The sequence below is a fragment of the Flavobacterium sp. genome (assembly GCF_965277525.1).
Taxonomy (GTDB): Bacteria; Bacteroidota; Bacteroidia; order Flavobacteriales; family Flavobacteriaceae; genus Flavobacterium.
Map to the genome: position 1 here is coordinate 11870 of NZ_CBDIDC010000010.1, position 12502 is coordinate 24371.

Here is a 12502-nt window from a genome sequence, read left to right on the forward strand (position 1 = left end):
TGATCACAAACATATTTACTTTGCATCTATAATTTAAAAAGCATAATACACTACGATATGAACTCAGATACAATAAAAATAGGAATCCTTGGCATTGGTGGAATCGGTGGATTTGTTGGAGCTCCCTTAGCCAAAAAATATAAAGACAGCGCTACACAAATTATATTCATTTGCAGAGGCGAAACCAAAGATGCAATACAAAATGAAGGTTTACTATTTGAATCTAAAGGCACTAAAGAAACCATATTTCCTGATTTAGTATCTGATAATCCAACAGAAATTGGAATTCTTGATGTACTACTACTTACCTCAAAATCTTATTCGATCAGCCAGATATTGAATACGTATAAAGATTGTATCAATGCTGAAACCATTATAATCACTTTGCAAAATGTGGTCAATGCAAAGGAAATAATTCGTGAGACTTTACCTGAAGCTGGTCAGATTATGGAAGGTTGTATTTATGTGGCTTCGAATGTAAAGCAACCAGGACATATTCAGCATGTTGGTGGTCCCGGGAAAATTTTCGTTGGAGGAAAAGAGAATAAAGCTTTAATTGATTTATTAAAAGCCGGTGGATTAGACATTACCTATGTTGCCAATATCAATGAGATTTTATGGAAGAAATATTTGTTTGTTGCTCCCGTTGCAGCAATCACTTCTGCCTATAAAGTGACATTTGGTCAACTTTTAGAAGATCAAAATCTAATGCAGATTCTGGAAAATATGATGACTGAAATTCAATTGCTTGCCAGTAAAATCAATATTACCCTGACAAATGAAGACATTTCAACTTCTAAAGACTTATTGACTAAATTTCCATTCGAATCAAAATCATCATTGCAATTGGATTTTGAAAACAATAACCAAACCGAGAAACGTTTCTTAGTTGATTATGTGATTGAAAATGCCAAAAAATACGGAATTGCAACTCCTTTTTATAATGATGTAAATGAAAAAATAAAAACGTCATATAACGCTTGTTAACGAAACATAATTCATTTTCAACTGGACTAAAGTCCAGCCCTACAATATGGATCATTCCTATGGAATTTTAATATCTGTGTGGATAATCATGAAAATGATTTAAAAAAGAGTCGTTGGCTCGACCTATTTTGTAGGGCCGGATTTTAATCCGGTTTAGTTTAAAATATTAATCATTCCTATGGAATTTTAATATCTGTGTGGATAATCATGAAAATGATTTAAAAAAGAGTCGTAGGCTTGGCCTATATTGTAGAGCCGGATTTTAATCCGGTTTAGTTTAAAATATTGATCATTCCTCCGGAATTTTAATATCTATGTGGATAATTATGAAAATGATTTAAAAAGAGCTGTAGGCTAGGCCTATATTGTAGAGCCGGATTTTAATCCGATTTAGTTTAAAATATTGATTATTCCTCGGGAATTTTAATATCTATCTCGATAATCATGAAAATGATTTAAAAAGAGCCGTAGGCTTGGCCTATATTGTAGAGCCGGATTTTAATCCGGTTTAGTTTAAAATATTGATTATTCCTCCGGAATTTTAAGATCTATGTGGATGATCATGAAAATGATTTAAAAAGAGCCGTAGGCTTGGCCTATATTGTAGAGCCAGATTTTAATCCGGTTTAGTTTAAAATATTGATTATTGCTCCGGAATTTTAAGATCTATGTCGATAATCATGAAAATGATTTAAAAAAGAGCCGTAGGCTCGACCTATTTTATAGGGCCGGATTTTAATCCGGTTAGGTTATAATTATTTTCATTTTTGTCGATAATAATTAAGATATAGAATTCCAAAAATCTCATAAAACAGATTTTCTCGCCTAGCCCCGATCGAAACGGCATCCTTTTATGGTCCCGATAGCTATCGGAACCATAAAAGATACAGTGCAGAGCGGGACAAATGGTCTTAAAACACGAAAAATAGCTGCTTCTTAAAAAAATTAAACTCGAAGAAATCCCCATTATTAAAGGCTTTCAGCGATTATCAACACTTGTCTATACAACAATAAGAAAATATTATGACAAATTTATTTCATAATCAGAAAAACCGCCATACATTTGCCTAACGGTGTTAAACAATTTAATACTTAAATAAAATGGCTAGTAAAGATCGTATTTTAAGACAAAAAGAAGAGACAAGAAGTAACATTCTTGAGGCTGCTTATGCTATCGTCAAAGAAGAAGGATGGCAAGGTCTGAGCATGCGAAAAATTGCTGATAAGATTGAATATACGGCTCCTATCATTTATGAATACTTCTCGAATAAAGAAGCTATCCTTAATGAATTAACCGGAAAAGGTTTCATCAAGTTAGCAAAAGAACTTCAGGAAGCCCGAGATAAATTTGAAAAACCGGAAGAACAATTAGAAGCCATGTGGATGGCATATTGGGATTTTGCTTTTACTGATACCGAAATGTATCAGGTGATGTTTGGAGTACAAATGAATTGTTGTTCGCAACAGTGTTCAGCTCAGGAAAGACCTTATAAATTATTCACTTCGGTAATTGCTGAGATTATGAAAAACAGCAATCCCACTGATGAAGTAATCAAACAAAAGTATTTTACTTTCTTTTCTGTAATACATGGTTTGATTGCAATTAATATCATCAACAAAAGTGAAATAATGGAAACTATCAACAATCAAATCCTGAAAGATGCGATTGGAGGCATTATAAAATCAATTCAATAAAAAAAATTTCATTTTAACTTAACAGTGATAAATGATTTAATAGAGTAATTTAGCAACTATTTTTTTACTACTTTACTTAACAGTGTTAGAAAATTTAATAGAGTAATATAGAGTCTTTTTTTCTCCTTTTACTTAACAGTGATAAATAATTTAATGCCAATTCTTAAATAGATTTGGATAGTACTGTTATTTGGTTTTTTATACACTTTTACTTAACAACGTTAGATAATTTAATATAATTAAACATGAATCCCGATAATGCCAGAATACCGCAGTTTTTTAACAATAAGAATGTCCAACAAATTAAAACCAATATTAAAATGAAAAATGTAATTATAACCAGTTTTATTCTGGCACTAGTCCTAAGCAGCTGTGCAGATAAATCGCAGGCTCCTGCAGCTCCGGCTCCACCGTTATTACCAGTTTTAGCCATCACAAGCGAGAATACTACGACAGATGCTGAATATCCTGCTTCAATTCAGGGAACAGTTGATGTTGAAATTCGTCCTCAGGTAAGTGGAAACCTTGAAAAAGTTTATGTAGACGAAGGAGCTTATGTAAATAAAGGTCAAACTTTATTCAAAATAAACGAACGTCCGTTCCGTGAGCAATTAAACAATGCTTTGGCAAGTCTACACGCTTATGAAGCAGCTTTAATAAACGCTCAGTTAGAAGTTGATAAATTAACTCCTTTAGTACAAAACAAAGTAGTTTCTGATTATCAGTTGAAAACGGCTAAAGCTTCTCAAAAAATTGCTGCTGCCAATATCGAACAGGCAAAAGCAATGGTAGGTTCTGCCAAAATTAATTTAGGATATACAAATGTTACAGCTCCGGTGAGTGGGTACATTGGAAGATTACCTAAAAAACAAGGAAGTTTAGTTTCTGCAACTGATGTTGAGCCTTTAACAAACTTATCTGATGTTCATGAAGTTTACGCTTACTTTTCTTTAGGAGAAACTGATTTCATCAACTTTAAAGCACAATATGCTGGTAATAGTCTTGGTGATAAATTAAAAAAATTACCTCCTGTAACTTTAGTTTTAGCAGATAACAACGCTTATCCTCAAACCGGAAAAATCGATATGGTAGACGGTCAGTTTGATAAAACTACCGGAGCGATTACTTTAAGAGCTACTTTCCCTAATGCCGGTGGAACTTTACGTTCAGGAAACACAGGAAAAATTCGTTTAGGACTTCAGCATGACGATGCAGTTTTGGTACCACAATCTGCTACTGTCGAAATGCAGGATAAAGTTTTTGTTTTCACTGTTAACAAAGAAAATAAAGTTACCAAAATGCCGATCACGGTTTCTGGAAAAAGCGGAACAAACTACTTAATTAAAGATGGTGTAAAATCCGGTGACCAAATTGTATTAAGTGGTATCGATAAACTTCAGGACGGTCAGGTTATTCAGCCTGAGAAATCATCTCCTGCAAAAGTTGCCCAAATAATTAACAAAAAATAATTTTTACGAAAATGTTCAAAATATTTATACAAAGACCTGTACTGGCAACCGTTATTTCCATTTTATTGGTAATATTAGGTATACTTGGTCTTACTAAGTTGCCCTTACAACAGTTTCCTGATATTGCGCCGCCATCGGTTTTGGTAACGGCGGTTTATCCGGGAGCGAATGCAGAAACGGTTTTACGTTCTGTGGCACCATCACTTGAAGAGTCTATCAATGGTGTTGAGAACATGACTTACATGAGTTCTACAGCCAGTAATGACGGATCTCTTGCTATTACAGTGTTCTTTAAATTAGGAACTAATGCAGATCAGGCAGCAGTAAACGTGCAGAACAGAGTTGCTCAGGCAACAAGTCAATTGCCGGCAGAGGTTGTACAACAAGGTGTAACCACTGCGAAACAACAAAACAGTTTCATCATGGCCATTGGTATGTATACCGAAGATGAGTCAAAATACGATCAGACTTTTGTTGCCAATTATGCTCAGATCAATATTATTCCGGAGATCAAACGAATTCCCGGAGTTGGTTCGGCCAGTATTTTTGGAGGTGTAAAAGATTACTCAATGCGTGTTTGGCTGAATCCAACACAAATGTCTACTTACAAGGTGACACCAAACGAAATCATGAGTGCGATTCAGGATAAAAGTTTGGAAGCTGCTCCGGGTAAATTTGGAGAAAGAAGTAAAGAAGTTTTCGAATACGTTATTAAATACAAAGGTAAATTAACAAAACCCGAAGAATATGAAAATATTGCTATACGTTCTAATCCTGATGGTTCAGTACTTCGCCTCAAAGATGTAGCCAGAGTAGAACTTGGTGCTTACTCTTACAACAGTTTAACACGTTTAAATGGTAAAAAAGGAGTTGTAATTGGTATCATTCAGTTAGCGGGTTCTAACTCCAATGATATTCAGGTTGCCATCAACAAATTGATGGAGAAAGCCTCAAAAGATTTCCCTAAAGGAATCAAACATAACATTTTCTATAGTACAAAAGTTGCCTTAGATCAATCTATAGAGCAAGTTCAGCATACTTTACTTGAAGCTTTTATATTGGTATTTATCGTAGTATTTATATTCCTTCAGGATTTTAGATCAACATTAATCCCGGCTATTGCTGTACCTGTAGCAATTTTAGGAACGTTCTTCTTCATGCAGTTATTCGGATTTTCGATCAACCTTCTTACGCTTTTCGCTTTAATTCTGGCGATTGGTATTGTGGTAGATGATGCGATTGTAGTCGTCGAAGCCGTGCATGCGAAAATGGAGCACAAACATTTGTCTCCAAAAGTAGCCACACATGAAGCAATGCACGAAATAACGGGTGCTATTATCTCGATTACGCTGGTAATGGCTGCTGTATTCCTGCCGGTTGGTTTTATGGAAGGCTCAACAGGAGTTTTCTATCGTCAGTTTGCCTTTACAATGGCAATTGCAATTGTAATTTCAGCGGTAAACGCTTTAACTTTAAGTCCTGCACTTGCTGCTTTGTTCTTAAAAGACAATCACTCGGCTCATGGAGATACGCCTTATGAGAAAAAAGGATTTAAAGAAAAGTTCTTTAACGGATTCAATAAAAGTTTTGATTCCCTAACCAACCGTTATGTTGGAGGTTTGAAATTTTTAATCCGTAGAAAATGGCTAAGTTTAGGAGGTTTGGCTTTAATTACCGTAGCTACTGTAATTATGGTAAAAACAACTCCTGCAGGATTTATCCCAACTGAAGATCAGGGATTTATTGCTATTGCAGTAAATACACCATCAGGAACATCTCTTGACGGAACCCAAAAAGTAATGACCGAAGCAGAAAACACATTAAGAGGTTTAGATGCATCCCGATTTGTAACAGCGATTTCAGGTTTCAACTTATTGACGAATTCTACAAGTCCATCTTCAGCCGTTGTTTTCGTATTGCTTAAACCAAATGAAGATCGTGGAGATATCAAAAATATCGACGAAATCATGAATCAGGTTCGTGGCAAGTTAGGAACTATTTCAGGCGGAAGTTTCTTTGTATTTAGTTTCCCAACCGTTCCCGGGTTTAGTAACGTTGAGGCTTTAGACTTAGTGCTACAGGATAAAACCGGAGGAAAATTGGATAAGTTTAGTGGAATTTCTCAAAACTTCATCGGTGAATTGATGAAACGTCCGGAAATTGCCGTAGCCTTTACCTCTTTCAAAGCCGATTATCCTCAATTGCAATTGGATATCAACGACGAAAAAGCAGATCAGTTAGGCGTAAAAGTAAAAGACATTTTGCAAACGATGCAAACGTATTTTGGTAGCGCACAAGCCTCTGACTTTAACAGATTTGGTAAATATTACCGAGTGGTTGTTCAGGCCGATATTGCCGACAGAGCTGATCCGTCATCAATTGACAGAGTTTTTGTAAAGAACAAAACAGGCGAAATGGTGCCTATAAATACCTTAGTAAAACTAACCCGTATTTATGGTTCAGAAACCGCTTCTAGATACAACTTGTTTAATTCGATTTCGATTAATGCAATCCCGAAACCAGGATTTAGTTCCGGAGATGCCATTAAAGCAATTCAGGAAGTGGCAGCACAACAATTGCCTGCGGGTTATGGTTTTGAATTTTCAGGACAGACTCGTGAAGAGATTTCGTCCGGAGGTCAGTCAGCAACAATTTTCTTACTGTGTTTGATATTCATCTATTTCTTACTTGCTGCACAGTATGAAAGTTACATTTTGCCATTGGCTGTAATCTTATCTATCCCTGCAGGTATATTTGGAGTATTCGTAGCTATTGGATTAACTGGAATTGAAAATAACATTTATGTGCAGGTTGCACTGGTAATGCTTATCGGACTGCTCGCCAAGAATGCGATTCTGATCGTCGAGTTTGCCGTTCAGAAACGAAAATCAGGTCAGGCGTTAGTCAAAGCGTCAATCGATGCAGCGAAACTGCGTTTACGACCAATTATCATGACATCGTTGGCTTTCGTAGTGGGATTAATCCCGATGATGAGCGCCAAAGGACCGTCAGCACAAGGTAACCACTCTATTAGTATTGGTGCCGCCGGAGGTATGATTTCAGGAGTAGTACTTGGGCTGTTTATCATCCCGGTTTTATTCATCATATTTCAATATTTACAAGAAAGAGTTACTGGAAAACCAGTAGCCGTAATTCATAACGAAGAAAAATAAAAATGGAAAACTATATAACGACAATCCTGGTAGCCATAATCATTGGCCTTGGATACATATCCTATAAAATCTCAAGAGATCTTGATAGTAGAAAAGATACTTGTACAGAAATTTAATGACAAAACATAAAATGAAAAATTATATAACCAAAATCGTGATGATCGCCATTTTGATCACGACTATCATATCCTGTAAGGTTTCGAAGGATATTGAAACTCCAAAAGATGCATTTCCTGAAAACTTCAGGAATGCATCGGTTTCAAAAGATACAGCGAGTATTGCTGATGTGGAGTGGAAAAACTTTTTTACAGAAAAAGATATTATTCAATTGATCGATAGCGCAGTAGCCAGAAATAATGATTTACAGATTGCTACTAAAAATATCGAAATTGCACAATACCGATTCACACAATCAAAATGGGGAAATGTTCCTCAGGTTAATTTGAATGTAAGTGCAAGTACCAGCAATCCATCAGACAACAGTTTTACCGGAAAGAATTTAGGTCAGGCTTTAGGCCAAAATCATATTGATGATTATTCTGCCGGAGCTTCGCTTTCATGGGAAGCAGATATTTGGGGTAAAATTCGTAATCAGAAAAAAGGCGCTTATGCCGGTTATCTTCAGTCAGAAGAAGTAAAAAAAGCGTTGCAGACTACTATCGTAGCCAATGTTTCTAAAGGATATTATAACCTTTTGATGTTGGATGCACAACTGGAAATCGCCAAACAGAATTATAAATTAAATGATAGTACCACCAACATCATCAAATTAAAATACGATGCCGGTCAGGTAACTACATTAGCGATTCAGCAATCAGAAGCGCAGAAATTAGTTGCTGCACAATTGATTCCGCAATTAGAGCAAAACATTGCCATTCAGGAAAATGCTTTGAGTGTTTTGACAGGATCATTCCCTAATTCAAAAACCAGAACGACTCGTTTAAGTGTTCTTGAAGTAAAAAACAATAACGCAATCGGAATTCCGTCTTCATTAGTAAGCAGAAGACCGGACGTAAAAAGTGCTGAATTAGCTTTAAAAGTTGCCAATGCCAACGTAGGTATTACAAAAGCAGATTTGTATCCGTCTCTTAAAATCACCGCTCAGGGCGGAGTAAACTCATTCGAAACCAGCAATTGGTTCAACATTCCGGCTTCATTGTTCGGAACTGTTGCTGGAGGTTTGACTCAACCTTTACTGAACAATAAAAAGGTAAAAACACAATACAATATTGCAGTTGCCGAAAGAGAAAAAGCAGTTTTAAGTTTCAGACAATCAGTTTTAGTTGCGGTTAGCGAAGTATCTGATGCTTTGGTAAAAGTCGAAAAACTGCAACAGCAAGAATCTTTTCTGAAAGAAAGAGTAAAAACTTTGCAACAAGCCATTAAAAATGCCAATTTGCTATTCAAAAACGGTATGGCTGAATATTTAGAAGTGCTGTCTGCACAATCAAATTTACTACAAAGTGAATTAGAATTAGCTGATATAAAAAGACAACAACTTTCTGCCAATACCGAATTATATCGTGCATTGGGCGGAGGTTGGAGATAATACCCATTACCCGTTAATTATTTATTTTTTGAGATGAAAACGCTGTGAGACTTAGGTTTTGCAGCGTTTTTTTATGCTTTGCTTTGGAATGGCTTTTTCATGGCACGCGGATGACACGGATTTGCTTCGCAAAGACACGGATTTACGCGGATTTTTTTATTTGCAACCTTTTGTCATGGCACACGGATGACACGGATTTACATGGATTTTTCGTCTCATTTTTTGCTCTCATTTTTTGCTCTCATTTTTGTCATTCTGAACGAGGAATCTCCGCAAGAGGCTCGACATAGGTTGGCGATTATAATTGCGGAGTTTCGTGTGTGATCCTTCCTGCGTCAGGATGACAAGATTACGAATAAAAAAATCCGTTTTTATCCGTGCTTTCACGAAGTGAATCCGTGTCATCCGCGTGCCATTACACTTTATTTCTTTACTTTTGATAAGCCGAAAAAAACTTCACTAAAAATGACACTCCATCACGATAAATACCTCAACGATTTAAAACTGAAATTCGAAAGTTATGCTCCTATTTCAACAACATCCTGGCAATTGATCGAAAATAACATTGAGATAAAATCAATAAAAAAAGGAGAATTACTTTTAAGAAACGGACAAATTGCAAAAGAAATTCACTTTGTTGGCAAGGGCGCTTTACGGGCTTTTATAACTGATACCGACGGTAATATTTATAATAAGAATATTTTTCTTGAAGGTGATTTTGCAGGTTCAACCGCTTCCTTAATTCAGCAAACTCCTTCTGATTTTGCTATTGAAGCGCTCGAAGATTCCATTTTGATTAATATTAATTATAAAAAATACCGAGAACTGATTTTTCAAAACGATGATCTGAAAAACTTTTATATTGCCTATTTAGAGAGAAATTGGGTCATCGAAAAAGAACAAAGGGAAATCTCAATAGTGATGGAAAATGCAACCGAAAGATATCTCGATCTGTTAGCTAAACATCCTGATATTTCAGAGAGAATCGCATTGCTGCATATTGCATCCCATTTAGGGATTACTCCAACCCAATTGAGCCGAATCAGGAAATCACTGGAAAAAGATTTATAAATCAACCTATGTAAAGGTTTCTGATAAAATCTAAAGTTACCTTTGTTCCTCAATTGCATCAAAATGAAAAATATAAACCTCATCGAAGACAATATTAATAACCTAACCGATTTCTGGAAAACCGTCGGAACCCCTTTCCTATCCTATCATAAAAACGATATTTTCGAATATTGCAAAATCGAAAATTCCGGCTGGCCCAATAAGTTGTGGCTACGCAAAGATGTCACCAAAAAAGATTTACCGGAGATTATAAAAAACATGCAAACGAATTCAGGTTTGGTTTTACCGTATTGGAATATCTTCGGAACAAAGTCTTTTGAAATATTTGAAGCTTACGGTTTTTCATTAAAAACGGAGCAGGTTGCAATGGCTCTAAAACTAGATCAAAAATTCAAATTAGAACATCATCTTAGCTTTAAGAAAATCGATAATGAACAAGATGCTACAATCTGGTCAGAGTTATATCCTAACGCTTTTGGTTATGTAATCAGTAAAGAAATCCTGATTCAACATTATACAAATGTTCATTTCTATTTGGTTTCTAATGAAAATCAGCCCATCGGAACTTTTATGCTTTTTCAGACTGGCAATACTATGGGAATTCATGGCGTTGGCGTAATTCCTGAAATGCGCAGAAAAGGTTTTGCCGAAGAAGTCATGAAATTCGCGCTTAATCTTTCTATCGATTTAAAAGCCGAATATGCTTTACTGCAAGCTTCTGCTATGGGAAAAGCCATTTATACAAAGTTAGGTTTTGAAGATTTGTTTGTGATTAAGAATTATGTTTTGAAAGCTGAATAAATGGCACGCGGGTCACACGGGTTCGCTTCGCGAAAGCGCGGATATTCACGGTTTTTTTATATTCGCAATCTTGTCATCGTGAGGAACGAACGATCTCACGCGGGATTCTACAAAGATTGGCGATTCAGATTGCGGAGTTACTGGTGTGATCCTTCGTTCCTCAGGATTACAAACTATCCGAAAACATTCTTATGAAAATGATTGTCCTAGCCCCGATAGAAGTGGAAATCCTTTTGTGGCGGTGTTCGCCACAAAAGATTGGAACGGATAGCGGGATTAGCTCCTAAAAAAAAGACTTGATTTTATCACAGGAATCAACGCAAACTCAGTTTTAATAAATTCTATATTCTATTCTCTTTATTCTATTCTCTTTATTCTATTCTCTTTATTCTATTCTCTTTATTCTATTCTCTTTATTCTATTCTCTTTACTCCAAAAAAAAATCTAAAATCTACCCTCCAAAATCTAAAATTAAAAACTTGTCCTAAATGACCTTAAAATAGTCGCAAATAACTATTCGATAAAAAAATAACATTTGTAAGTTTGTAATACATTAACTGATAACCACTTAAAAAACAAACCTATGAAAAAAGCAAAAATCATTTTTTGGATTACTACCATCATTATTTTCTTATTTGAGGGTGTAATGCCGGCACTAACTTCGCAAACCGAAATGGCAAAAGAAGGAATCAGACATTTAGGCTATCCTGAGTATTTCGGGAATGCTTTAGTCGTTTTTAAAATCCTGGGCGTATTGGTGCTGATCATTCCACAGATTCCGAAAAATATAAAAGAATGGGCTTATGCTGGATTTGGATTCGACTTTATATTTGCCTCAATAAGCCATTGTGCCGTTGACGGACTTCATTTTCAATCCTTCTTCCCTTTAATCTTTTTGGTGATTTTGGCCATTTCTTACCACTATTATCATAAAATTGAGCGCTATAAAAATATCGCTTTATAATAGTGTAACGATGATCGAAGTTTTTAAAACAAATGTTGAGAAAATAGAGCAATCAGAAATGATTATCGAAAAACTTCTTGAACATTTTCCAGACAGCACTATCAATTTTGATTTGGAAGATTGTGATAAAATTCTACGAATCCGTAGTGTATCGATCTCAAAGAAAAGAGTTATTGCGCTCCTTAATAATCACGGTTTTTATTGTGAAGTCCTTTTATAAGCCGACGCAATTACGATAACTAAATAAAGAAAAACTAACATTGAGTATTATGAAATCGGAACTCCAACAAGAAATTAAAACTACGTTTGAACAATTATATCAAACACTTTCTCTTTTCGAACAAAACCAAATTAATGTAGTTCCCTTTGAAAGCAGCTGGACTGCCGGACAAGTTACAAAACACATTATAAAAGCAACATCAGGTTTTTATCAGATTTGCAATGGGAAAACTCAAAAACTAAATGGAGTTCCGGATGAAAAGGTTGCGGTACTTGAAGGGATTTTTCTCGATTTTACAACTAAATATAATTCTCCTGATTTTATCTATCCCGAAAATAAAGAATATGAAAAAAAGGAATTGCTCTCCAGACTTCATAAAATCGAAAAGGAAATTCTTGACATCGCCGTGAATTATGATTTAACACAAACCTGTTTGGATTTTGAAATCCCCGGAATAGGAAATTTAACCATATATGAATTGGTTAGCTTTGCCATTCTTCACACCAAAAGACATATTCATCAATTGCAAAACATCCAACAGAAAATCAAAAATTGATATCATTTAGATTGCCA

The 12502-nt window shown here is 35.4% G+C and carries 9 protein-coding genes; all 9 read left to right on the forward strand.

All coding sequences use genetic code 11. The features are described from left to right. Window positions 1-57 precede the first annotated feature (57 nt). Window positions 58-987 carry a ketopantoate reductase family protein gene (locus tag ACQY44_RS20640; protein WP_428232162.1) on the forward strand — a complete coding sequence of 310 codons (930 nt, stop codon included), beginning with the start codon at window positions 58-60 and terminating at the stop codon, window positions 985-987. A 1101-nt stretch (window positions 988-2088) separates the two neighbouring features. Then, entirely contained in the window at window positions 2089-2682 is a 594-nt protein-coding gene (locus ACQY44_RS20645) for a TetR/AcrR family transcriptional regulator (protein WP_428232163.1), read from the forward strand. Between the two features lie 245 nt (window positions 2683-2927). Continuing rightward, window positions 2928-4151, forward strand: a complete 1224-nt coding sequence (locus ACQY44_RS20650) for an efflux RND transporter periplasmic adaptor subunit (RefSeq protein ID WP_428232164.1) — start codon at window positions 2928-2930, stop codon at window positions 4149-4151. A gap of 11 nt (window positions 4152-4162) precedes the next feature. After that, window positions 4163-7324: an efflux RND transporter permease subunit gene (locus ACQY44_RS20655; protein WP_428232165.1), complete on the forward strand. Its 3162-nt coding sequence runs from the start codon at window positions 4163-4165 to the stop codon at window positions 7322-7324. A 130-nt stretch (window positions 7325-7454) separates the two neighbouring features. Further along, complete coding sequence (locus ACQY44_RS20660) at window positions 7455-8873, forward strand: TolC family protein (protein WP_428232166.1); 1419 nt, start codon at window positions 7455-7457, stop codon at window positions 8871-8873. Between the two features lie 465 nt (window positions 8874-9338). After that, window positions 9339-9944 carry a Crp/Fnr family transcriptional regulator gene (locus tag ACQY44_RS20665; RefSeq protein ID WP_428232167.1) on the forward strand — a complete coding sequence of 202 codons (606 nt, stop codon included), beginning with the start codon at window positions 9339-9341 and terminating at the stop codon, window positions 9942-9944. A 63-nt stretch (window positions 9945-10007) separates the two neighbouring features. Next, window positions 10008-10745 carry a GNAT family N-acetyltransferase gene (locus ACQY44_RS20670; protein WP_428232168.1) on the forward strand — a complete coding sequence of 246 codons (738 nt, stop codon included), beginning with the start codon at window positions 10008-10010 and terminating at the stop codon, window positions 10743-10745. A 583-nt stretch (window positions 10746-11328) separates the two neighbouring features. Next, complete coding sequence (locus ACQY44_RS20675) at window positions 11329-11709, forward strand: DoxX family protein (RefSeq protein ID WP_428232169.1); 381 nt, start codon at window positions 11329-11331, stop codon at window positions 11707-11709. A 269-nt stretch (window positions 11710-11978) separates the two neighbouring features. Next, complete coding sequence (locus tag ACQY44_RS20680; RefSeq protein ID WP_428232170.1) at window positions 11979-12485, forward strand: DinB family protein; 507 nt, start codon at window positions 11979-11981, stop codon at window positions 12483-12485. The last annotated feature ends 17 nt before the right edge of the window (window positions 12486-12502 follow it).

What these genes read in the sequence shown, in the direction of transcription:
- ACQY44_RS20680 (WP_428232170.1), top strand. Translation starts at nt 11,979, where the DNA reads ATGAAATCGGAACTCCAACAAGAAATTAAAACTACGTTTGAACAATTA.
- ACQY44_RS20665 (WP_428232167.1), top strand. Translation starts at nt 9,339, where the DNA reads ATGACACTCCATCACGATAAATACCTCAACGATTTAAAACTGAAATTC.
- ACQY44_RS20650 (WP_428232164.1), top strand. Translation starts at nt 2,928, where the DNA reads ATGAATCCCGATAATGCCAGAATACCGCAGTTTTTTAACAATAAGAAT.
- ACQY44_RS20640 (WP_428232162.1), top strand. Translation starts at nt 58, where the DNA reads ATGAACTCAGATACAATAAAAATAGGAATCCTTGGCATTGGTGGAATC.
- ACQY44_RS20670 (WP_428232168.1), top strand. Translation starts at nt 10,008, where the DNA reads ATGAAAAATATAAACCTCATCGAAGACAATATTAATAACCTAACCGAT.
- ACQY44_RS20645 (WP_428232163.1), top strand. Translation starts at nt 2,089, where the DNA reads ATGGCTAGTAAAGATCGTATTTTAAGACAAAAAGAAGAGACAAGAAGT.
- ACQY44_RS20660 (WP_428232166.1), top strand. Translation starts at nt 7,455, where the DNA reads ATGAAAAATTATATAACCAAAATCGTGATGATCGCCATTTTGATCACG.
- ACQY44_RS20655 (WP_428232165.1), top strand. Translation starts at nt 4,163, where the DNA reads ATGTTCAAAATATTTATACAAAGACCTGTACTGGCAACCGTTATTTCC.
- ACQY44_RS20675 (WP_428232169.1), top strand. Translation starts at nt 11,329, where the DNA reads ATGAAAAAAGCAAAAATCATTTTTTGGATTACTACCATCATTATTTTC.